The organism is Sphingomonas baiyangensis (assembly GCF_005144715.1).
GTDB classification, from domain to species: domain Bacteria; phylum Pseudomonadota; class Alphaproteobacteria; order Sphingomonadales; family Sphingomonadaceae; genus Sphingomonas; species Sphingomonas baiyangensis.
Window position 1 is genome coordinate 2133616 of record NZ_SWKR01000002.1, and the last position, 20934, is coordinate 2154549.

Here is a 20934-nt window from a genome sequence, read left to right on the forward strand (position 1 = left end):
GTTCCTGTCGAAAAGCCCGCCGGCCGCTCCCGAAAATGGCAAATATCGTCCAGTTCGAGAATGTGGGCCTGCGCTACGGCACCAACCCCGAAACGCTGTCCGACGTGTCGTTCACGTTGCAGGCGGGCAGCTTCTACTTCCTCACCGGCACATCGGGCGCGGGCAAGACGTCGCTGCTCAAGCTGCTCTATCTGTCGCAGCGCCCCAGCCGCGGCGTCATCCGGCTGTTCGGCGAGGATGCCGTCACGCTGCCGCGCAGCCGCCTGCCGGGCTTTCGCCGCCGCATCGGCGTGGTGTTCCAGGATTTCCGCCTCGTCCCGCATCTCTCGGCCTATGACAATATCGCGCTCCCCTTGCGCGTCGCGGGCATGCCCGAGGACGAGGTCGACGAGCCGGTGCGCGAGATGCTCGCCTGGGTAGGCCTCAACGAGCGCGCCGGCGCGCGGCCGCCCACGCTGTCGGGCGGCGAACAGCAGCGCATCGCCATCGCGCGCGCGGTCATCACCCGGCCCGAGATACTGGTGGCCGACGAGCCCACGGGCAATGTCGATCCCGACATGGCCGAACGCCTGCTGCACCTGTTCGCCAGCCTCAACAGCCTCGGCACCACCGTCGTCGTCGCCACGCACGACCTGCACCTGCTCAGCCGCATTCCCGCCGCGCGGATGATGCGCATCGATCGCGGCCGCCTGCTTGATCCCACCGGCGCGCTGCGTTTCCCGCCGCCCGGCGAAACGCCCGCGCCATGATCGCGCGCCGCCCTCCCGCACCCGAACGCCAGCTGCTCGACGAGCGGCGCAACGCCCGCGCCATGTCGTGGATCATGGCGATCATGCTGTTCCTGACGGTGCTTGCCGCCGCGCTCGGCCTGTCGACCTGGTCGGCCGCGCGCAGCCTCGACAGCGAGCTCGCCGGCCGGCTGACGGTGCAACTCGTCGAGGGCGACGCCGCCACGCGCGATCGCGCCGTCGCCGCCGTGCTCCGCATCGCGCGCCGCGATGCGCGCGTCACCCGCGCGGTCGAGGTCGATCGCGCGCGCCTCGTCGAACTGCTCGAACCCTGGCTCGGCGAGGCGGGGCTCGATGCCGATCTGCCGATGCCCGCGATGATCGACATCGATGTGCGCGATCCCGCCGCGACCGCCGCGGTCGAGGCCGCGATCCGCGCTGCCGTACCCACCGCGCGCGTCGATCGCCATGCGCAGTGGCTGGCGCCGGTGCGCGGCCTCGTCGCGACGCTCGCCTGGCTGGCGGCGGGCGTCGTGCTGCTGGTGGCGGGCGCCACCACCTTCGTCGTGCTGCTTGCCGCGCGCACCGGGCTCGACACGCATCGCGACACCATCGAGGTGCTGCACATGCTCGGCTCGACCGACTTCCAGGTCGCGCGCCTGTTCCAGCGCCGCATCGCGATCGACACGCTGACCGGCGGCGTCATCGGCGCGACGGCGGCGCTTGCCTTCCTGTTCTTTCTCGGCCGCCAGCTCGATGCCGTCGGCGCCGAGATCGTCGGCGGCGTCGCGCTCAGCCCCGGCGACTGGGCAGTGCTCGCGGTGCTGCCGCTCGTCTTCACGCTGATGGCGACGCTCGCCGCGCGGCTCACCGTGCTCAAGGCACTCGGCAAGCGGCTGTGATGATCCGCGCGCTCGCCTTCGTCCTGCTCGCCTATGCGCTGGGCTTCGTCGCGTTCCTGCTTGCGCTCGGCGCCCCGCTAGAAGGCACGCGCACCGATGCCATCGTCGTGCCCACCGGCGGGCCGGGCCGCATCGATCGCGGCATCGCCATTCTCGAAGCAGGCGGCGCCGAGCGGATGCTCGTCACCGGCGTCGATCCGCGCGTGCGCCCCATCGAGCTCGCGCTCACTTATCGCACTTCGCCCCGCCTGTTCGCCTGCTGCATCGATCTTGGGCAGGAAGCCGTCGACACGCGCTCGAACGGCGACGAGACCGCGCGCTGGGTTCGCGACCGCGGCTATGCTAGCGTCCGGCTGGTGACGGCCGACTGGCACATGCCGCGCGCGCGGCTCGAACTCGCCAACGCGCTGGGCGACGATGTGACGATCATCGGCGATCCGGTGCGCACCAATGCCGGCTTCGCGGTGCTGTTCAGCGAATATAACAAGCTGGTCATCCGCCGCATCGCGCTGCTCGTGGGGTATCGCGGATGATCGGCCGGCTGCGCTCGCTGCTATTCGATGCCGCCTTCTACGGCGGATCGGTGCCGATCGTCTGCGCCGCGCCGCTCGCCGCGCTCGTCGGCACCGGCCCGCTCAATGCCGTGGTGCGCACTTGGCTGCGCTGGCACCGCTTCTGCGCACGCCACATCATGGGCATCCATACCCGCATCGAAGGCCGGCAGCTTGCCGGACCCGCGCTCTACGTCGCCAAGCACCAGTCGTTCTTCGAGACGTTCGAGCTTACGCTGCTGCTCGACCATCCCGTCGTGGTGATGAAGCGCGAGCTTGCCGACGTGCCCGTCTGGGGTCGCGCCGCGCAGGCCTATGGCCTCATCGTGGTCGATCGCGAGGCTTCGGGCGCGGCACTCAAGCGCCTGATCCGCGAGGCACGCCTCGCGCGCGCCGCCGGCCGGCCCGTGCTGATCTTCGCCGAGGGAACGCGCGTCGCGCCGGGCGAAGCGCCGCCACTGCGCGCGGGCTTTGCCGGGCTCTACAAGGCGCTCGATCTGCCTGCAGTGCCAATCGCGCTCGACAGTGCGCGCGTGTGGCCGCGCCATGGCCCCAAGCGGCCGGGCACCGTCACCATCCGCTTCGCCGATCCCATCGCTCCCGGCCGTCCGCGCGCCGAGGCCGAGGCGCTGGCGTATGCTGGCATCAACGCGCTCGAGCCCGCGGCGCTGCCAGGATCCGCCGATACAGCGCCTCGTAGTTCGCCGCCATCGTCTGAACGCTGAACCGCTCCGCCACCACGGCGCGGCACGCCGCGCGATCGATCTCGGCCGCGCGCTCGATCGCCTCGACCGCCTCGTCGTGGCTGTCGACCAGAAAGCCCGTGACGCCATGCTCGATCAGTTCGGGCATCGATCCGCGCCGCATCGCGATCACCGGCGTGCCGCACGCCATCGCTTCGATCACCGAAAGGCCGAAGGGCTCGTCGAAATTGATGAGGTGCAGCAGCGCGCGCGCCTGCCCGAGCGCGGTGATCCGCTCGGACCCACCCACCGCGCCCGGATAGCGCACCGCCTCGCCGTCGACATGCGGGGCCACTTCGCGCGCGAAATAGCCTTCGTCCTGCACGATGCCGTACATGGCAAGCCGCCGGCCGGCGGCGCGGGCTGCCGCGATCGCCTCGGCCGGCCCCTTGTCGGGATGCATCCGCCCGAAGAACAGCAGGTCGTCGCTGCCGCGTGCGTCGAAGGCGAAGTCGTCGATCGGGATGCCGTGATGGATCGTCGCGGCGTAGCGCAGCGCCGGGTGTCGGTCGGCGTCCGAGATCGCGACATAGTGCACGCGGTCCTGATAGGGCAGGTACATCGGCAGGATGCGGTCTGACGAGAAGCCGTGGATCGTCGTCACTATCGGCGTGGCGACCAGATTGGCAAAGGCGTGCGCGGGGAAATCGGCCTGGTTATGGATCAGGTCGAACTCGCCCGCGCGCTCGAACACCTGCGCCAGATGGCGATGCTCCCACACCTTGGCATCGACCGACGGGTCCTCGCTATAGGGCGCCGGCACCACCGCCTCGAGCCGCGCCGACGTGACCGAATCCTGCGTCGCGAACAGCGTCACGTCGACCCCGCGCGCCACCAGCGCCTCGGTCAAAAGGCTAGTCACATATTCCCAGGGTCCATAATGCCGCGGCGGCGTCCGCCAGGCGATCGGCGCGATCATCGCGATCTTCATGTCAGGATCATGCCTTCGTTGGGCGCCAGCAGGCGCGGATCGGGGTCGCCCGCGACCGTCGAAAGCGCCACGCGCAATGCCCGCGCCCAGTCGGGCAGCGCGAAGGGCGCATAGGCGGTGCCGAGGTTGAGCGCCACCAGCACGCGCGCATCGCCGAGGCGCCGTTCATAGGCGAGCACGTCACCCTCGCTCGCGACCGGCAGCCAGTCGCCCAGAGCCAGCGCGGGCGTCCGTCGCCGGAGCGACAGCAGGTCGCGGTGCAGGCGCCACATCGACGCCGCATCGTTGCGCTGCGCGCTCACGTTGCGCGTCGGCCAGTCGTCGTGCAGCGGCAGCCACGGCGCACCGGTCGAGAAACCGGCCGCAGGCGACGCGTCCCACGCCATCGGCGTCCGCACCCTATCACGCCCCAGCCCCTTGCCCGGATCGCGCAACTCGCGCGGATCGGCCACCATGTCGGTCGGAATCGCGACGTCTCCCATGCCGATCTCGTCGCCATAGTAGATCGTCGGTGTCCCGCGGAGCGTCAGCAGCAGCATCGCCGCCACCCGCGCCTGCGGCTCGCCGAAGCGTGTCGCGGCACGCGGGCGATCGTGATTGCCGAGCACCCAGTTGGGCCAGCCGCCTTCGGGCAGGGCGCGTTCATACCCCTCGATCAGCCGCGCCAGCGCGCGCGCGTTCCAGGGCGCGTCGATCAGCTGGAAATTGAAGGGCAGGTGCACGCCGGGCGCATCGGGCGCGCCATAATAGGCCATCAGCCGCTCGACCGGCAGGTAGATCTCGCCGATCAAAAGGCGTTCGCCATATGCGTCCGCAAGCGCGCGCAACTCGGCCGCGATGGCGTGCACCTCGGGCTGGTCGGTCGAGTGCGTTTGCAGCACCCGCCACATCTCGCCGAGCCCCTCGTGGAAATCGGGATTGGCCGGATTGTCGGGAAACTCGGCGTGCTTCACCATGTGCCACAGCACATCGATGCGAAAGCCATCGACGCCGCGGTCGAACCAGAAGCGCATCGCATCGATCATCGCCGCCCTAAGCGCCGGGTTGCGCCAGTTGAGGTCGGGCTGCTCCTTCAAAAACGCATGGCTGTAATATTGCGAGGTCGCCGCGTCATATTCCCATGCCGGCCCGCCGAAATCGCTGATCCAGTTGTTGGGCGCTCCGCCACCGGGCGACGGATCGCGCCAGATATACCAGTCGCGCTTCGGGTTCTCGCGCGACGAACGGCTGGCGACGAACCAGGGGTGCTGGTCCGATGAGTGGTTGGGCACGAAGTCGAGCAGCACGCGCAGGCCCAGCGCATGCGCACGCGCCAGCAGCGCATCGAAATCTGCAAGGCTGCCGAAGCGCGGATCGACATCGCAATAATCGGCGACGTCATAGCCGAAATCGGCCATCGGGGAGGGATAGATCGGCGATATCCAGATCGCGTCGACACCAAGCTCTACGAAATAGCCGAGCCGCGCGGTGATCCCCGCCAGGTCGCCGATTCCGTCGCCATTGGCGTCGGCGAACGAGCGCGGATAGACCTGATACAGCACCGCACCATGCCACCAAGGCCGCTCGCTCACGCGAAGCGCGCCTTGTCGATACGCGTCAGCCGGCACGCCAGATCGGCCTCGCCGCTCGCCACCAGATACTGGTCGCCCAGATCGACGATGCCCGTCGTGAACACCACGCTGTCGAGATATTTCTGGTGCGCGATATGCGCGGTCAGATGCGGTGCCGGCTCGATCAGCGCGTCATGCTCGGTACGTATCACGCGGCTCGGATCGTCGCGGTCGAGCAGCGTCCAGTAGGTGCGGTAGATCCCCACCTCGCCGCCCGGCTCGACGCCGTGCCACAGGCTCAGCCAGCCGTCGTCGGTCAGCATCGGCGGTGCGCCGCCGCCCATCCGCGCGGTCGATACCGTCGCCGCGTGCGGGCGCAGCCCCGGTGCCTCGTGCGGCTTCCAGTGCAGAAGATCGGGCGAGGTCGCGAGGTTGATCGCCGGCCCCGCACGCCAATCGCTGCCCGGCGGATAGGCGAACCAGGTTTCGCCCAAGGGCCGCGTCTGCGCCCAATAGCGCCAGTCGATCCGCCCCTCGAACAGCAGCATGTCCTTGTTCTGGTGATCGAGCACCAGCCCCTCGAGCCGCCAGTCGCGCGCATCGTCGCTTGAATAAAGCGATGTGCCCAGTCGTTCGGGACTGACCGAACAGCACGTCATCCACCAGCGCCCGTCGATCCGGCTGATCCGCGCATCCTCGATGCCATAGGCCTGATAGGGCGCCGCCGGCACGATCGCGCGGTCGTAATGCACCGCCACCACCGCCTCGCCATCGGGCGTAAGCTCCACGGGCAGCAGCCACGAGATCGATGTCAGCGCCAGCGGCGTCCACGGCTCGTCGGTGAGCTTGATGATGCGTGGATCGCTCGTATCGACGCGCGCGGCGGGCCACGCGTCCACCACATAGCGCTCCGCATCCCAGCGCAGCGATCGCGCTTGCGGATCGACCAGCGCCTCGGCCACGCGCACCATCAGCAGCAGATTGCCCGACGCAAGCCGCGTCATCCCCGGATTGAACGCGCCGAGCACATAGGTCTCGGCCTCGCACCGCCCGCGCAGTGGCGATCGCGCCAGATCGACCTCGTCGGGCGTGAAGATCAGGTAATCGTCGCGCATGTCATGCCGTCCCTTGCCGCCGAGCGACAGACGTTCGGCCATCAGCCCGGTTCCGCAACCGCCGCGCGGCAGCGGCGTTCGAGGCGTGGAAGAACCGAAAGGATCGAGCGTGGCACGCATCGCAATCGTCACCGGCGGCGCGCAGGGCATCGGCAAGGGCGTGGTCGAGCATCTGCTTGCCGAAGGATGGCGCGTCGTGGCGCTCGATCGCGACCGCGAGGCGGTGCAGGCGCTGCGACGCGAGCATCCCGGCCGCATAGTGCTGGCACTCGTCGCCGATGTCGCGCGCGAGGCCGCCGTCACGCGCGCCTTCGCCCGCCTCACCAAATGGTGCGCCGAGGCAGGCGAGGCGCCGGGCATCGACCTGCTCGTCTCGAACGCCGGCCTTGCCGATCCCGTCATCGGGCCGATCGAGGACGCCAGCCTCGCCGACTGGCGGCGCTGGCAGGACAGCCACGTCACCGGCGCCTTCCTCATGGTACGCGCCGCCGTGCCGCTGCTGCGCCAGCGCCATGGATCGATCGCGCTGATGGCGTCGACACGCGCGCTGCAATCCGAACCGGAATGCGAAGGCTATGCCGCCGCCAAGGGCGCGCTGTGCGCGATGGCGCACGCGCTCGCCGTCAGCCTGGGGCCCGAGATTCGCGTCAATGCCGTGCTCCCCGGCTGGATCGAGACCGGCCCGTGGCAGAAACCGTCGAAGCGGCAGGCGCCCGAGCACCGCGCGATCGACCGTGAGCAGCATCCCGTCGGCCGTGTCGGCGAACCGCGCGACATCGCCGCCACCATCACCTTTCTCGCCAGCGAAGGCGCGGGCTTCATCACCGGCCAGCAGATCGTCGTCGACGGCGGCATGACGCGGCGGATGCGCTACGCCGAATAGCAGCGCCCGTTATCGGTGGTTGGCCACCACGCTTGCGACCACGGCCTGCATAAGCTCCTGCCGCGCCGGCACCGGCCGGCTGGTGTCGCCGATGAGCACTGCGATCGCATAGGATTTGCCGTCGGGCGCGGTCAGGATGCCGACGTCGTTGAAGCCCGCCGTGCGCCCCGACAGGTCCTGCCCGGTGCCCGTCTTGTGGCCCAGCCGCCATCCCGCCGGCACCGTCGCGCGCAACCGCGCACGGCCGGTACGCGACGATTCCATCGTCGCTATCAGATGCGCCGTCGACGCGCGCGATAACAGTTCGCCGCGCTTCAGCCGCGTCAGCGCATTGGCGATCGCGCCCGCACTCGCACCGTCGATCGGGTCGGCGACATAGGCGTTGAACGCCGCGCGGCGCACGCCCGGCGGCAGCGCCGCGCGCGCCTGCTGGAAGGCGCGGCCCATCGCCATGTCCTGCTTCCAGTCGAGCCCGGCGGTGCGGCTCTGCAACAACCGCTCGCCGGGGCCGAACTTGATGCTGCCCAGATTGTGCTTTTCGATATAGGCATTCACCGCCGCCGGCCCGCCGACATGGCGCAGCAGGCGATCATTGGCGGTATTGTCGCTCATCGTCATCGCGCGGCGCATCAGATCGCCGACGGTCGTTTCATAGACGCCGTTCTTGAGCAGGCTGGCGACGGGCTGGTGGAACAGCGTCAGGTCGGCGCGCGTCACGGTGATCGGATCGCTGAGGCGCACCCGCCCCTGATCGACCTGGTCGAGCAGCGTCATCGTCACCCACAGCTTGCTCACGCTTTGCTGCGGCATCGGATCGTCGCCGTTCTTGGCGACCATCCAGCCATGATCGATGCTCTTGATCGCCACGCCCACCTTGCCGCCGAACTCGCGCACCATCGCGTCGATGCCCGTCACCAGCGGCGTCGGCGCGAGCACTTCGGGCGGCGGTGGCGGGGGCGGCGGCACCGGTGCGGCGACGCGATAGGTGGGCGCCGGCAGCGACGCAGCAAGCTCGGGTTGCCCCGATCCCACGCAACCGATCAGCGCCAGCGGCGCCAGGCCACACAGCGTCAGCGCCCGCTCGAGGGCCGTGAATGGTTCGATACTCATGCCGATGATATGCGCCCCTTGTCCCTCCAACCATGGATCGGCGCGCGCGCCGGCGACAAGACCGGCGAGTCGCGCTTGCGACGAAAGCCATGATCCTGACGATGAACGGTGAACAACGCCCGAACGAACAGACACTTGGCACGTTCTGGGCGCCCGCGATACCCACGGGAACGGCACCGGCCCGCTCCCCCACTAGGGAATAAGCACCGTGTCCTGCGGCGGGTCGATCGTGTCGGGGTGATCGCGCGTGTAATGCAGCCCGCGGCTTTCCTTGCGGTGCAGCGCCGATCGCACGATCAGCTCGGCCGATTGCAGCAGGTTGCGCAGCTCGATCAGGTCGGGCGTCACGCGGAAATGGCCGTAATAGTCGGCGACTTCCTCCTGCAGCATCTTGATGCGGTGCGCAGCGCGCTCGAGCCGCTTGGTGGTGCGCACGATGCCGACATAGTTCCACATGAACCGGCGGATCTCGGTCCAGTTCTGCTTGATGACGACTTCCTCGTCGCTGTCGGTGACGCGGCTTTCGTCCCATGCGCGGATAGCCGGCGGCGGCGGCAGCGTATCCCAATGGGCGGCGATGTGGCGCGCCGCCGCCTCGCCGAACACGAAGCATTCGAGCAGCGAGTTCGAGGCAAGCCGGTTGGCGCCGTGCAGCCCCGACTGGCTCACTTCGCCCGCCGCATACAGCCCCGGCAGATCGGTGCGTCCGTCGCGATCCACCACCACGCCGCCGCAGGTATAATGCTGCGCCGGCACCACGGGAATCGGCTCGCGCGTCATGTCGATGCCGAGGTCGAGCAGGCGGGCATGAATCGTCGGGAAATGCGCGCGCACGAAGTCGGCGCCGCGATGGCTGATGTCTAGATGTACGTAATCGAGGCCGAAGCGCTTGATCTCGGCATCGATCGCGCGCGCCACCACGTCGCGCGGCGCCAGCTCGAGCCGTTCGGCATCGTAATAGGCCATGAAGCGCTTGCCCGTGGTGGGGTTCACCAGCCGCCCGCCCTCGCCGCGCACCGCCTCGGTCACGAGGAAGTTTTTGACCTCGAGATGGAACAGGCACGTCGGGTGGAACTGCATGAATTCCATGTTCGACACGCGACAGCCCGCGCGCCATGCCATCGCGATACCATCGCCGGTGGCGCCGCGCGGCGCGGTCGAAAACTGGTAGGTGCGCCCCGCCCCGCCCGTCGCCAGGATCGTCGCCCGCGCGGTGTGGAGCTCCACCTCGCCCGTGGCGCGATTGACGGCGTAGACGCCCCACACATTGCCCGCGCCCGAATAGCGCAACTCGTGCCGGCTCGTCGCCAGATCGATGGCGATACGATCGGGCACCAGCGTGATGTTGGGGTGCGCCGCCGCCGCGCGGAGCAGCGCGTCCTGCACTGCCCAGCCCGTCGCATCGTCGACATGCACGATGCGGCGATGCGAATGGCCGCCCTCGCGCGTCAGGTGCCACCCCTCGCCGCCGTCCTCGGCGACGTTGAACGGCACGCCCAGTTGCGCCAGCCGCGCGATCGCCGCCGGCGCGCGTTCGACCACCATCTCCACCGTCGCGCGGTCGTTGAGGCCGGCACCGGCGACCATCGTGTCGTCGATATGATGCTCGAAGGTGTCGCCGGGCTCGAGCACCGCGGCGATGCCGCCCTGCGCCCATGCCGTCGATCCCTCGTCGAGCCCGCCCTTGGCGAGCACCGTCACGCGGAAACGATCGGCGAGGTTGAGCGCCGCGGTCAGCCCCGCCGCGCCCGATCCGATGACGAGGACGTCGCTCGACTGGCTCATGCCCGCGCTTCGTCAGTCGGCGGTCGCGGCAGCGGGTGCGCGATCACGCAGGTAATAGCGGTCGATCGCCGCCAGATCGTCGCCCAGCTCGTAGACCATCGGCTGGCCCGTCGGGATTTCGAGCCCCGCGATCTCGGCATCCGAAATGCCCGACAGGTGCTTCACCAGCGCGCGCAGCGAATTGCCGTGCGCCGAGATCAGCACGCGCTTGCCCGCGCGCAGCTCGGGCGCGATGCGCGACTCCCAATAGGGCAGCACACGCGCGATCGTATCCTTGAGGCTTTCGGTCTGCGGGATCGGCACGCCCTTGTAGCGCGCGTCCTGCGCCAGATCCCACGGGCTGCCTTCCTCGGGCAGCGGCGGCGGAATATCGAAGCTGCGGCGCCAGATGTGCACCTGCTCCTCACCGTGCCGCGCCGCGGTCTCGGCCTTGTCGAGCCCCGTCAGCCCGCCATAATGGCGTTCGTTGAGCCGCCAGTCCTTCTCGGTCGGCAGCCACAGCCGCCCCATCGCCTCCAGCGCCAGATTGAGCGTCTTGATCGCGCGGCTCTGGAAGCTCGTGAACGTCATGTCGAAGTCGAGTCCGCGCGCGCGCATCAGCTCGCCCGCCGCCCAAGCCTCGGCCACGCCCTGTTCGGTCAGGTCGACGTCCCACCAGCCGGTGAAGCGGTTCTCGAGGTTCCAGGCCGACTGGCCGTGGCGGATCAGGACGAGCGTGGGCATTTGCATCTCCTCTGGTCGCCCGCTTTAGGGTGCCGAAGGCCGCGACGGCAACTGTTCGCGTGACGTTCGCGCGCGCTCGCGCTAACCCGCCGCGGTGACCGACGCCGACCGCATCATCGCCCCCATGCGCAAGCCCGAGGATGTCGACGCTGCGCTGCGCCCGAAGATGCTCGACGATTTCGTCGGCCAGCGCGCCGCGCGCGACAATCTGCGCGTGTTCATCGAGGCGGCGCGCGGGCGCGGCGACGTGCTCGACCATGTGCTGTTCTTCGGCCCGCCGGGGCTCGGCAAGACGACGCTCGCGCAGATCGTCGCGCGCGAGATGGGCGTGGGGTTTCGCGCCACGTCGGGGCCGGTGATCGCCAAGTCGGGCGATCTCGCTGCGCTGCTTACCAATCTCGAGGACGGCGACGTCCTGTTCATCGACGAGATCCACCGCCTCGCGCCCGCGGTCGAGGAAGTGCTGTACCCTGCGATGGAGGACCGCGCGCTCGATCTGATGATCGGCGAGGGTCCGTCGGCGCGTAGCGTGCGCATCGATCTGCCGCGCTTCACGCTCGTTGGCGCCACCACGCGCCAGGGCCTGCTGACGACGCCGCTGCGCGACCGCTTCGGCATTCCCGTGCGGCTGCAATTCTATACGGTAGACGAGCTCGAGCGCGTGGTGACGCGTGCCGCCGGTCTGCTGGGCCTGGTCATCGCTCCCGACGGCGCGCGCGAAGTCGCCCGGCGCGCACGCGGCACTCCGCGCATTGCGGGGCGGCTGCTGCGCCGGGTGCGCGATTTCGCCAATGTCGCGCGCGCGCCGCTCGTCGACGCTGCCGTCGCCGACGCCGCGCTCAACCGCCTCGAGGTCGATGCGCTCGGGCTCGATGCGATGGACCGCCGCTATCTCACGATGATCGCCGACATCTATCGCGGCGGGCCGGTGGGCGTCGAGACGCTCGCCGCCGGCCTCTCCGAGCCGCGCGACACCGTCGAGGAGGTGATCGAGCCCTATCTCATCCAGATCGGCATGATCGCCCGCACCGCACGCGGCCGCTGCCTCAACGGCGCGGCGTGGAAGCATCTCGGCATCGAGCCGCCGCAGGGCGCGCAGGACGGGCTGTTCGACTGAGCACGGGTGCAGACTCACGCACATTTCCGTCACCCCGGACTTGTTCCGGGGTCTACCGTGGACTCAGAGCAACAAGCGCGGCTCTTGCGGCGCAGTAGACCCCGGAACAAGTCCGGGGTGACGATCTTAGAAGCCCCGAACACCCCCTTTGACCCCGGACTCGCCACTGGTTAATGCCCGCGCATGACGCCGGACGCGCCTTCGGACACTCCCCATACCGGCCGCTTCGTCGGTCGCGAGCACCGCTTCGCGCTGCGCGTCTATTTCGAGGACACCGATCTGTCGGGCGTCGTCTATCACGCCAATTACCTGCGCTTCATGGAGCGCGCGCGGTCGGACATGCTGCGCGCAGCCGGCGTCGATCAGCGCAGCGCGTTCGAGGCGGGCGGCGGCGTCTATGCCGTGCGCGATCTCGCGATCCGCTACCATGCGCCCGCCCGGCTCGACGACGCGCTGGTGATCGCCAGCACCGTCGAGACGATCCGCCCCGCCGCCACCGTCATTCATCAACGAGTCATGCGCGACGCCGACCTATTGGCCGAAGCGCGCGTCGAGGCGGCGTTCGTCGCGCCGTCGGGAAGGCCGAGACGCCAGCCGGCCGATTGGCTAGAGGCGTTCCGGCGCCTCGTCTGAAAAAGGGAAGCAAGCCCGCATGGAAGCGTTCGTGAATACCGATGCCGCCACCCTGTCGCCGCTTGGCCTGTTCATGCAGGCCGACTGGGTGGTGAAGGCGGTGATGCTGGGGCTGCTCGCCGCAAGCATCTGGACCTGGGCGCTGATCGTCAGCTTCCGCGCCAAGATTTCGCGCGCGCGCAACGCGATCGACCGGTTCGAGGGCGAATATCGCCGCGCCGACGATGTCGATGCCTTTCACCGCACCCATGCCGAAAGCGATCTGGCGATCGCGCGCGTGTTCACCGCCGGCGTCGCCGAATGGCGCCGCTCGACCGCAGGCAAGGTGATCGACCGTGACGGCACGCGTGAGCGCCTCGCCACCGCGATGGGCGCCGCCGTTGCCGCCGAGATCGATCGCATGTCCGATCGCCTAAACGTGCTTGCCACCGTCGGGTCGGTCGCGCCGTTCGTCGGCCTGTTCGGCACCGTCTGGGGCATCATGCGCAGCTTCTCGGCGATCGCGCAGGCGCAAAATTCGTCGCTGGCGGTGGTCGCGCCGGGCATTGCCGAGGCGCTGTTCGCCACCGCCATCGGCCTGTTCGCCGCGATCCCCGCGGTCATCGCCTACAATCGCTTCAGCCACGGGATCAACCGCATCGAAGCGCGGCTGATGCGCTTCGCCGACGGCTTCCACGCCACGCTCAGCCGCCAGCTCGAACTCGGCTGATGGCGATGAACCTCCCCTCGGGCCGCGGCAAGGGGCGGCGCGCGCCGATGGCCGACATCAACGTGACGCCGCTGGTCGACGTGATGCTGGTGCTGCTCATCATCTTCATGGTGACGGCGCCGCTGCTCACCGCCGGCGTGCCGGTGAACCTGCCCGACAGTCGCGCCAAGGCGCTCGATCAGGAACAGGAGCCCGTGCAGGTCAGCCTCGACGATCAGGGCCGCATCTTCGTCGGCGAGAACGAGGTGGCCGAGGCGATCCTGCCCGACGTTCTGGCCGAGATCGCCGCGGGCAGCGATGCCGCCGCGCCGCGCCAGATCTTCCTGCGCGCCGATCGCAGCATCGATTACGGCGCAGTGATGCGCGTGATGGGCGAACTCAATCGCGCCGGCCTCAATCGCGTGTCGCTCGTCACCGTCGCGTCGGACGCACGCTGAGCCGATGATGGATCGCGCCGAAAAGCTGGGCCTTGCCGCCGCGCTGATCGGCCATGCGGTGCTGTTCGGTCTGCTTTCGGTAGGCTTCCTTGCCACACCCGATCCGCAGGCGCTGCAACCCACGCCGATCGAGGTGAGCCTCGTCGAGGAAGTCGGGCTCGAGGCGCAGGCACCCGCCTCGATCGAGCCGCCCGCCCCCTCGATCGCGCCCGAGACCGGGCCGCCCGAGGATGCAGCCCCCCCCGCGCCCGAAGCCGCCCCGCCCGAGCCGGCTCCCGAGCCCGAGCCAGCCCCGCCCGCCCCCGCGCCCGAACCGGCGCCCGCCGCGCGCCCAGCGCCCAAGGCACGGCCGCGCCCCGAACGCCCCAAGCCCGCCGAACGCCCGCCCGAGAAGAAGGCCGCCGAACGTCCCGCCCCAAAGGCGCCACCCAAGGCCGCACCCAAGCGCGATACGCCGCCTGCCAAGAAGGCACCGCCCAAGGCCGCCGCCGCCAAGGGATCGGGCAACGACAGCGCGTCGACCAAGGCGCGCCCGCGCGGCAGCCGGCTCGGCGACGATTTCCTCAAAGGGCTGAGCGACACGCCGAGCGAGAGCAAGGCCGTGACGCCGCCCAGCGCCGCGCGCGTCGACGCACGCGCGCTCGCCGGCATTCGCGATGCGATCCGCCGCCAGATCCAGCCCTGCGCCGACAAGCAGGTCAATCCCGGACCCGGCGCCAACGCGATCGTGACGGTGCTCAATCTTCGCCTCAACCGTGACGGCACGCTGGCGGGCAATCCGCGCCAGGTGCGCCAGACCGGCGTCACGGGCGAGAACGAGCGCTACGCCCAGCGCGTCACCGATCTCGGCATCGCCGCATTTCGGGCGTGTTCGCCGCTCAAACTGCCGGCCGAATATTATTCGACTGCCAATGGCGGCTGGAGCAACATCAACTACAACTGGCAGTTGCGCTAGCGGCTGCGCGCGTTTTCGGAGTGGTGAGGATGGCGAAGTTCGGATCGGGTCTCTTGGGCTTGCTGTGCCTGATGCTCGGCACACCGCTGGCGGCGCAGGGCGTGGCCCCGCCGCCCGTCGCGGCGCCGGCGGGCGATGCGCAGGACGGCGCGCCGCCGCCGCTCGAGGTCGATGTGACGGGCGGCATCTCGGCGCCGATGCCCATCGCCGTGCCCTATCTGCCGACCCCGGCGGTGCAGTCGACGCCGGCAGGCTCGACCGATGCTCTGGGCCGCCAGCTCGCCGAGATCATCACCAACGATCTGCGCAATTCGGGGCTGTTCACGCCGCTCCAGCCTGCGCAGCTTCGCGCCGTGGTGTTCCCCGAGGTGACGGCCCCCGCGTTCGACTATTGGGGCGGCACCGGTGCGCAGGCGCTGGTGCAGGGCTTCGTGCGCGCCAATGGCGACGGCACGCTCACCGTCGGCTGCTACCTCTACGACGTGTTCTCGCGGATCGAACTCGCGCGCCAGGGCTTCGTCGTCACCCCCGCCGACTGGCGCCGCGCCGCGCACAAATGCGCTGACACCGTCTATACGCGGCTGACGGGCGAAGGCCCCTATTTCGACAGCCGCGTCGTCTATGTCTCTGAAACCGGCCCCAAGAACCGCCGCATCAAGCGCCTCGCGATCATGGATCAGGACGGCGCCAATCACCGCTTCCTCACCAACGGCCAGTCGATCGTGCTGACGCCGCGCTTCGCGCCCAACCAGCAGTCGATCGTCTATATGAGCTATGTCGGCGATCAGCCGGCGATCTACGTGTATGATCTGGGCAGCGGCCGCCAGCGCCGCGTGGTGTCGGGCGCCAGCCTTACCTTCGCGCCGCGCTTCTCGCCCGATGGCCGCTACATCCTGTTCTCGATGGCGCAGAACGGCAACACCGATCTCTATCGCGTGTCGGCCTCGGGCGGGCAGCCGCAGCGGCTGACCAATTCGCCCGGCATCGACACCGGCGGCAGCTATTCGCCCGACGGCAGGCGCATCGTGTTCGAAAGCGATCGCGGCGGCACGCAGCAGCTCTACGTCATGAACGCCGACGGCTCGGGCCAGCAGCGCATCAGCTTCGGCGGCGGGCGCTATGCGACGCCGGTGTGGAGCCCGCGCGGCGACCTCATCGCCTTCACCAAGATTTCGGGCGGCTTCAAGATTGGCGTGATGAGCCCCTCGGGCAGTGGCGAGCGCGTGCTGACCGACGCCTGGGGCGACGAGGGGCCGAGCTGGGCGCCCAATGGCCGCGTCATCACCTATCTGCGCTCGGCGCAGGGTTCGGGAGGGGCACAGGTCTGGTCGGTCGATCTGACCGGCGTCAATGCGCGCCGTATCCCCACGCCGCTCGGCGGCTCCGATCCCAGCTGGGGACCAATTCGGCCCTGAGGGCGTTGACAAGCCACTGAAGATCATCCCACGCCCGAAACGATTTGCCGCAGGGCGAGATAACCGAAGTCGAGGAGAACGATCCGATGGCCAGCAAGACTACGATCCTGATGCTCGGCGCCGCTCTGGTGGTTGCCGGCTGCGCGAAGAAGCGGCCCGAAGTGCTGCCGCCCGCTCCGGGCGAGACCGCACCGCCCGCCGGGACCGGCACCGGCATCAACGACGGCAGCGTCGGCACCGGCGTCGTCCCCGGCTCGGCCGAAGACTTCCGCCGCTCGGTCCAGTCGGACACCGTCAACTTCGCGCTCGACAGCTACGATATCGACCCCACCGCGCGCGCCATCCTCGACGGGCAGGCGACGTGGCTGGCGCAATATCCCAATGTCCGCGTCACGATCGAGGGCCATGCCGACGAACGCGGCACGCGCGAATACAATCTCGCGCTCGGCGATCGCCGCGCCAATTCGGCCAAGAACTATCTGGCGGCGCGCGGCGTCGATGCCGGCCGCATCACCACGATCAGCTACGGCAAGGAACGCCCGCTGGGCGGTTCGGGCGAAGCCGCCTGGGCGGCCGATCGCCGCGCCGTGACCGTCGTTATCAACTGATCCGCTCGCGCGGCCGGCAGCTCAGCGCCGGCCGCGCGGCTCGGGCGTGAAAGCGCGCGCGGGGTCAAACGCCTCGTCGAGCAGCCGCGCCAGCCGCAGGCCCGCGCGTTGCACCTGCAACCGCTGCGGCGCCACCGCTTTCTCGATCGCATCGTCGGTATAGACGACCGGCCCGTCGGGCTTGGGCGCGCACGGGTCGCCGCCCAGCGCCAGCGCATAGGCGAAATCGCGGCTGACTTCCCATCCCTCGCGGCTCCAGTCGGCGGTCGTCCCGCCGTTCAGCGCCGCCCGCTCCGCAGGCAAATAGGTGCGGATAATCTCGGGCGGCGTCGTCACCGCGCGCTCGGCGAGCGGCGAATCCCAGATCGAATGGAGATTGAGCCAGCGCGCGGTGAACAGGCCGTAGCTCGCCTTCACGTCGTTGCCCCCGCGATCGCCGCGGTCGCCGGCATGCGGCGGCGTGTGCATGTCGCCGACGAAATGGATGAGGAACGCCAGCGCCGCCACCTTCTCGCGCAGCGGCACGCTCTTGTTCTGCAACAGCTTCACCTGCCGGTCGACCTGCGCCGACACGCAATTGCCGTTGGCGCACGCCGCCTCGAGATCGAACGGCTTGCAGATATCGACATTCTGGTAATGCCAGGGCGCGCTGTAGCTGAAGCGATCGCCCAGCCCGCGAATGCAATCGGGCCAGGTCGATGCCCCCTCGGGCGTGGCTGCGCCGCACCCGGGCGTCTGCAGCAGATCGGCGCGCCCGAGCATCGTACGCACCGCGCGTGCCGTAGCGGGTCGCACGTTGAGCATCGCGATGCGCGCGATCGCCTCGTGCGTGAAGAAGCCATAGGCCTGCGCCGGCGCATGGATGAGCAGCGACAGCACGGCGACGAACAGGGCGAGGGTGCGGATCATGGCCGCGCTGGTAGCCGGGCTTCGTGACAGACGGAAGTGGCGCCGCGCGCCGCCGCACCCCTCCAGCCCCGCCCTGCGGGCGGCGGTCTCCCTCCCGTACCGGGAAGGCATCGACAGCCTAGTCCTCGTCGCCGTAAATGCCTACCGAGCGCGCGCCTTCCGCGCTCGCTCGGCCGCGATACATGCCGGGCGTGGTGAAGCTGTAGACCGTCTCGCCGTCCGGCCCCGTCACGATCACGCCACCGCGCCCGCCCAGTTCCCGCGTCTCGGCCATCACCGCGTCGGCGGCTTCGCGCAGCGGCGCGCCCGCAAGCCGTACGCGTGCACAGATCTCGTGCGCCACGCCCTCGCGGATGAAATATTCGCCCGCACCGGTGGCCGAGACCGCCGCCGCGCGATCGTCGGCATAGGTGCCAGCTCCGATCAGAGGCGCGTCGCCGATCCGCCCCCAGCGCTTGCCGGTCAGCCCGCCGGTCGAGGTAGCGGCGGCGACATGCCCCGCTGCATCGCGGGCGACTGCACCCACGGTGCCGTATTTGAGGTCGACGTCGAACGATCCGGTCTTGCGCGCCTTCATGTCGTCGAGCTGGCGGCGGCGCTCGGGCGTCGCGAACCAGGCGGGATCGATCTGCTCGATACCCTGCTCGGCCGAAAACGCGTCGGCGCCCTTGCCGGCCAGCAACACGTGCGGGCTGTCGACCATCACGTGCCGCGCCAGCGTCACCGGATTGCGCGTGCGCGTGACCGCCGCGACCGCGCCGGCATCGCGTGTCGCGCCGTCCATGATCGCGGCGTCAAGCTCGATATGTCCTTCATGCGTGAACACCGCGCCGCGCCCGGCATTGAAGGCGGGATCGTCCTCGAGCACGCGCACCGCCGCCTCCACCGCATCCACCGCGCTGCCACCACCTGCCAGCACTGCCGATCCGGCATCGAGCGCGGCGTTCAGCCCTGCCCGCGCGGCAGCATCCTGCGCGGCATCGATCGTATCGCGCGTCATGCTCCCCGCGCCGCCGTGGACGAGCAGCGTCCAGTCCGAGGATCGCGATTGATCGGTCATGTCGGTCTCCGGCGTGTTTCGGCTCAGGGCAGGATGAGGCCGGCAAGCGCCGCCGACATGAGGTTGGCGAGGCTGCCTGCCAGCAGCGCGCGCACGCCCAGCCGTGCGATCATCGGCCGCTGGTTGGGCGCCAGGCTGCCCGTCGCGGCCATCTGGATCGCGATCGAGCTGAAATTTGCGAAGCCGCACAGCGCAAAGGTGACGATCGCAATCGTGCGCGGGCTTAGTTCGGCCCCCAGTCGCCCGAGCTCGATAAACGCGACGAATTCGTTGAGCACCAGCTTGGTGCCGAACAGCCCGCCCGCGACCCCCGCCTCGTCCCAGGGGATGTTGAGCAGGTACATGATCGGCTGGAACACGCTGCCGATCACCGCCTGGAAGCTGAGCGCCGGATAGCCGAACCAGCCGCCGATCACGCCGAGCAGCCCGTTCGCCATTGCCACCAGCGCGACGAACGCCAGCACCATCGCGCCCACTGCGACGGCGATCTTCACGCCGGTCTGCGCGCCCATCGCGGCGGCCATGATGAGGTTGGCGGCGCGTTCGTCCTCGGGATCGGGATCGGCGACCGCCAGCACTGCCGCCTCCTGATGCTCGCCCTGCTGCAACACCGGCTCGGGCGCGGTATCGGGCATGATGATCTTGGCCATCAGGATGCCGCCGGGCGCGGCCATGAAGCTCGCCGCCAGCAGATAGGGCAGCGATTCGGGGCCGAGAAACGAGGCATAGGCAGCAAGGATCGTTCCGGCCACGCCCGCCATGCCCACCGACATCACCGTGAACAGCTGGCTCGGCGTGAGGCTCGCCAGATAAGGGCGGATGACCAGCGGCGATTCGCTCTGACCGACGAAGATGTTCGCCGCCGCGCACAGCGATTCGACCTTCGACACGCCGATCACGCGCTCGATACCGCCGCCCACCCAACGAATGATGAACTGCATGATCCTGAGGTGGTAGAGCACCGCCACCAGACTGGCGAAGAAGATGATGACGGGCAGTGCCGAGATGGCGAAGCTCTGCCCGCCCATCTCGGGGCTGGCGAGCGGCCCGAAGATGAAGTTGCTGCCCGCCGCGGCATAGCCGAGCAGCGCCGAAACGCCATCGGCCATGGTGCGGATCGCCGCCTGCCCGGCAGGTACGTACAGCACCAGAAACGCGATGCCCGCCTGCAACGCGAACGCGCTGCCCACCACGCGCAGCCGGATCGCGCGGCGATTGGTGGAAAGTAGCACGGCGAGGCCGAGAATGACGGCGATACCGGCAAGGCCGATCAGGAACCGGGCGATCACGGAGGCGGACTGTCCTGGAACAAGGGCTGAAACGAAGCGCGGGGGTGGCACAGCCGGCGCCGCGATGCCAGCAGCTTGTTACGGCTTCCTGTGGGCGCGCTGGCCCTATGGGCGCCGGCGCGTCACCCGACTATCGCGTTTCTGGCCCATCACCGGCGTCAGCCGGGATAGGGCTTGGCCTTGAGCAGCCCGGCCAGGTGCGCCGCGTTGGCCGCCACCATGCCGGCCGTCTCCTCGACCTTGTCAGGCGTCTTGTCGAAATCCTTGAAGTCCTTCGATCCCATTGCCTCGCCGACCCAATAGCAGGCCGCGACGGCGGGGATGGTGAAGCCCACATCGTTCAGCGACTGGAAGATTTGCGAGGACGACCAGTGCGCGCCATCCTCGTTGCCGACGATCGCCGCTACCGCGACCTTCGAATAGCTCGGCATCCGCCCGGCATCGTCGGTTTCGGAGAGGAAGGCGTCCATCCGCTCGAGCACGCGCTTTGCGACGCTCGATATCTGGCCCATCCAGATCGGCGTGCCGAGGATCAGGATGTCGGCGGCGAGTATCTTTTCGCGGATCGCGGGCCATGCATCGCCCTCACCCTCGTCCGAGGTGACGCCGGGCTTCACGTCGTGTGCGGCAATGCGCACCGTCTCGCTGATCGTCACCTCATGGCCGGCGAACGCCTTTTCGAGCACCGCGATCATCGCATCGGTTGACGATTCGCCCGTGGCCTTGAGCGTGCAGTTGAGTGCGAGTGCGGTGAGCGCCATGATTGTCTCCGAAAAAGCCG

General features: G+C 69.2%; 22 protein-coding genes. 12 read left to right on the plus strand and 10 right to left on the minus strand.

The genetic code is table 11. The features are described from left to right. Positions 1-35: 35 nt before the first annotated feature. From ftsE to FBR43_RS13630, 4 genes are read left to right on the plus strand one after another with little or no spacing between them, the layout of a single operon-like run. The gene (gene ftsE / locus FBR43_RS13615; RefSeq protein ID WP_136943613.1) at positions 36-749 is read left to right on the plus strand and encodes a cell division ATP-binding protein FtsE; all 714 of its coding nucleotides are present in this window, start codon (positions 36-38) and stop codon (positions 747-749) included. Beyond that, on the plus strand, positions 746-1630 hold the full coding sequence (locus FBR43_RS13620; protein WP_136943614.1) for a cell division protein FtsX: 885 nt from the start codon (positions 746-748) through the stop codon (positions 1628-1630). The genes ftsE and FBR43_RS13620 overlap by 4 nt, the downstream gene beginning before the upstream one ends. After that, positions 1627-2163 carry a YdcF family protein gene (locus FBR43_RS13625; RefSeq protein ID WP_249276601.1) on the plus strand — a complete coding sequence of 179 codons (537 nt, stop codon included), beginning with the start codon at positions 1627-1629 and terminating at the stop codon, positions 2161-2163. Before FBR43_RS13620 ends, FBR43_RS13625 begins: the two co-directional genes overlap by 4 nt. Continuing rightward, entirely contained in the window at positions 2160-2906 is a 747-nt protein-coding gene (locus FBR43_RS13630; RefSeq protein ID WP_169542620.1) for a lysophospholipid acyltransferase family protein, read from the plus strand. Before FBR43_RS13625 ends, FBR43_RS13630 begins: the two co-directional genes overlap by 4 nt. Here FBR43_RS13630 and FBR43_RS13635 read toward each other — a convergent pair. The 3 genes from FBR43_RS13635 to FBR43_RS13645 are packed head-to-tail and all read right to left on the minus strand — an operon-like array spanning position 2827 to position 6562. Further along, positions 2827-3855, minus strand: a complete 1029-nt coding sequence (locus FBR43_RS13635) for a glycosyltransferase family 4 protein (RefSeq protein ID WP_136943616.1) — start codon at positions 3853-3855, stop codon at positions 2827-2829. The genes FBR43_RS13630 and FBR43_RS13635 overlap by 80 nt on opposite strands. Further along, a complete protein-coding gene (locus FBR43_RS13640) occupies positions 3852-5426 on the minus strand; it encodes an alpha-amylase family glycosyl hydrolase (RefSeq protein ID WP_136943617.1) in 1575 nt (524 codons plus the stop codon). Before FBR43_RS13640 ends, FBR43_RS13635 begins: the two co-directional genes overlap by 4 nt. Further along, positions 5423-6562: a glycoside hydrolase family 130 protein gene (locus FBR43_RS13645; protein WP_136943618.1), complete on the minus strand. Its 1140-nt coding sequence runs from the start codon at positions 6560-6562 to the stop codon at positions 5423-5425. The genes FBR43_RS13640 and FBR43_RS13645 overlap by 4 nt, the downstream gene beginning before the upstream one ends. A 67-nt stretch (positions 6563-6629) precedes the next feature. On the opposite strand from FBR43_RS13645, the gene FBR43_RS13650 reads away from it, so the two are divergent. Beyond that, positions 6630-7403 carry an SDR family NAD(P)-dependent oxidoreductase gene (locus FBR43_RS13650; protein WP_249276602.1) on the plus strand — a complete coding sequence of 258 codons (774 nt, stop codon included), beginning with the start codon at positions 6630-6632 and terminating at the stop codon, positions 7401-7403. A gap of 9 nt (positions 7404-7412) precedes the next feature. Here FBR43_RS13650 and FBR43_RS13655 read toward each other — a convergent pair whose 3' ends face one another. From FBR43_RS13655 to gpmA, 3 genes are all read right to left on the minus strand, one after another. Further along, the gene (locus tag FBR43_RS13655) at positions 7413-8513 is read right to left on the minus strand and encodes a serine hydrolase (protein ID WP_136943620.1); all 1101 of its coding nucleotides are present in this window, start codon (positions 8511-8513) and stop codon (positions 7413-7415) included. Positions 8514-8705: 192 nt separating this feature from the next. Next, positions 8706-10298, minus strand: a complete 1593-nt coding sequence (gene nadB, locus FBR43_RS13660) for an L-aspartate oxidase (protein ID WP_136943621.1) — start codon at positions 10296-10298, stop codon at positions 8706-8708. 12 nt (positions 10299-10310) lie between these two features. Continuing rightward, the gene (gene gpmA, locus FBR43_RS13665) at positions 10311-11021 is read right to left on the minus strand and encodes a 2,3-diphosphoglycerate-dependent phosphoglycerate mutase (protein ID WP_136943622.1); all 711 of its coding nucleotides are present in this window, start codon (positions 11019-11021) and stop codon (positions 10311-10313) included. A 124-nt stretch (positions 11022-11145) separates the two neighbouring features. Between gpmA and ruvB the strand changes: the two genes are divergently transcribed. The 7 genes from ruvB (at position 11146) to pal (ending at position 16895) form a co-directional block, all read left to right on the plus strand. Then, positions 11146-12138, plus strand: a complete 993-nt coding sequence (ruvB, locus tag FBR43_RS13670) for a Holliday junction branch migration DNA helicase RuvB (protein ID WP_394344054.1) — start codon at positions 11146-11148, stop codon at positions 12136-12138. A gap of 183 nt (positions 12139-12321) precedes the next feature. Continuing rightward, entirely contained in the window at positions 12322-12771 is a 450-nt protein-coding gene (gene ybgC, locus FBR43_RS13675; RefSeq protein WP_136943624.1) for a tol-pal system-associated acyl-CoA thioesterase, read from the plus strand. Positions 12772-12790: 19 nt separating this feature from the next. Next, the gene (tolQ, locus tag FBR43_RS13680; protein ID WP_136943625.1) at positions 12791-13480 is read left to right on the plus strand and encodes a protein TolQ; all 690 of its coding nucleotides are present in this window, start codon (positions 12791-12793) and stop codon (positions 13478-13480) included. Continuing rightward, positions 13480-13917 carry a protein TolR gene (tolR, locus tag FBR43_RS13685; RefSeq protein ID WP_136943626.1) on the plus strand — a complete coding sequence of 146 codons (438 nt, stop codon included), beginning with the start codon at positions 13480-13482 and terminating at the stop codon, positions 13915-13917. Before tolQ ends, tolR begins: the two co-directional genes overlap by 1 nt. Positions 13918-13921: 4 nt before the next feature. Beyond that, positions 13922-14872, plus strand: a complete 951-nt coding sequence (locus FBR43_RS13690) for a cell envelope biogenesis protein TolA (RefSeq protein WP_136943627.1) — start codon at positions 13922-13924, stop codon at positions 14870-14872. A 29-nt stretch (positions 14873-14901) separates the two neighbouring features. Beyond that, positions 14902-16287, plus strand: coding sequence for a Tol-Pal system beta propeller repeat protein TolB (gene tolB, locus FBR43_RS13695; RefSeq protein ID WP_136943628.1), 1386 nt, complete (start codon positions 14902-14904; stop codon positions 16285-16287). A gap of 86 nt (positions 16288-16373) precedes the next feature. Further along, positions 16374-16895, plus strand: coding sequence for a peptidoglycan-associated lipoprotein Pal (gene pal / locus FBR43_RS13700; RefSeq protein ID WP_136943629.1), 522 nt, complete (start codon positions 16374-16376; stop codon positions 16893-16895). Positions 16896-16916: 21 nt separating this feature from the next. Here the strand turns inward: pal and FBR43_RS13705 are convergent, their stop codons facing one another. From FBR43_RS13705 to FBR43_RS13720, 4 genes are all read right to left on the minus strand, one after another. Beyond that, positions 16917-17804: a S1/P1 nuclease gene (locus FBR43_RS13705; protein WP_136943630.1), complete on the minus strand. Its 888-nt coding sequence runs from the start codon at positions 17802-17804 to the stop codon at positions 16917-16919. Positions 17805-17922: 118 nt separating this feature from the next. After that, positions 17923-18864: an isoaspartyl peptidase/L-asparaginase family protein gene (locus FBR43_RS13710; protein ID WP_136943631.1), complete on the minus strand. Its 942-nt coding sequence runs from the start codon at positions 18862-18864 to the stop codon at positions 17923-17925. Positions 18865-18887: 23 nt separating this feature from the next. Then, the gene (locus tag FBR43_RS13715; protein ID WP_136944232.1) at positions 18888-20150 is read right to left on the minus strand and encodes a NupC/NupG family nucleoside CNT transporter; all 1263 of its coding nucleotides are present in this window, start codon (positions 20148-20150) and stop codon (positions 18888-18890) included. A 161-nt stretch (positions 20151-20311) separates the two neighbouring features. Next, entirely contained in the window at positions 20312-20914 is a 603-nt protein-coding gene (locus FBR43_RS13720) for a flavodoxin family protein (protein ID WP_136943632.1), read from the minus strand. Between the last annotated feature and the right edge of the window lie 20 nt (positions 20915-20934).

Bases quoted from the DNA above. Each gene is read 5' to 3' on its own strand.
- ftsE (WP_136943613.1), top strand. From the start codon at position 36: ATGGCAAATATCGTCCAGTTCGAGAATGTGGGCCTGCGCTACGGCACC.
- FBR43_RS13620 (WP_136943614.1), top strand. From the start codon at position 746: ATGATCGCGCGCCGCCCTCCCGCACCCGAACGCCAGCTGCTCGACGAG.
- FBR43_RS13630 (WP_169542620.1), top strand. From the start codon at position 2,160: ATGATCGGCCGGCTGCGCTCGCTGCTATTCGATGCCGCCTTCTACGGC.
- FBR43_RS13635 (WP_136943616.1), bottom strand. From the start codon at position 3,855: ATGAAGATCGCGATGATCGCGCCGATCGCCTGGCGGACGCCGCCGCGG.
- FBR43_RS13645 (WP_136943618.1), bottom strand. From the start codon at position 6,562: ATGGCCGAACGTCTGTCGCTCGGCGGCAAGGGACGGCATGACATGCGC.
- FBR43_RS13655 (WP_136943620.1), bottom strand. From the start codon at position 8,513: ATGAGTATCGAACCATTCACGGCCCTCGAGCGGGCGCTGACGCTGTGT.
- nadB (WP_136943621.1), bottom strand. From the start codon at position 10,298: ATGAGCCAGTCGAGCGACGTCCTCGTCATCGGATCGGGCGCGGCGGGG.
- gpmA (WP_136943622.1), bottom strand. From the start codon at position 11,021: ATGCCCACGCTCGTCCTGATCCGCCACGGCCAGTCGGCCTGGAACCTC.
- ruvB (WP_394344054.1), top strand. From the start codon at position 11,146: ATGCGCAAGCCCGAGGATGTCGACGCTGCGCTGCGCCCGAAGATGCTC.
- ybgC (WP_136943624.1), top strand. From the start codon at position 12,322: ATGACGCCGGACGCGCCTTCGGACACTCCCCATACCGGCCGCTTCGTC.
- tolQ (WP_136943625.1), top strand. From the start codon at position 12,791: ATGGAAGCGTTCGTGAATACCGATGCCGCCACCCTGTCGCCGCTTGGC.
- tolR (WP_136943626.1), top strand. From the start codon at position 13,480: ATGGCGATGAACCTCCCCTCGGGCCGCGGCAAGGGGCGGCGCGCGCCG.
- FBR43_RS13690 (WP_136943627.1), top strand. From the start codon at position 13,922: ATGATGGATCGCGCCGAAAAGCTGGGCCTTGCCGCCGCGCTGATCGGC.
- tolB (WP_136943628.1), top strand. From the start codon at position 14,902: ATGGCGAAGTTCGGATCGGGTCTCTTGGGCTTGCTGTGCCTGATGCTC.
- pal (WP_136943629.1), top strand. From the start codon at position 16,374: ATGGCCAGCAAGACTACGATCCTGATGCTCGGCGCCGCTCTGGTGGTT.
- FBR43_RS13705 (WP_136943630.1), bottom strand. From the start codon at position 17,804: ATGATCCGCACCCTCGCCCTGTTCGTCGCCGTGCTGTCGCTGCTCATC.
- FBR43_RS13710 (WP_136943631.1), bottom strand. From the start codon at position 18,864: ATGACCGATCAATCGCGATCCTCGGACTGGACGCTGCTCGTCCACGGC.
- FBR43_RS13720 (WP_136943632.1), bottom strand. From the start codon at position 20,914: ATGGCGCTCACCGCACTCGCACTCAACTGCACGCTCAAGGCCACGGGC.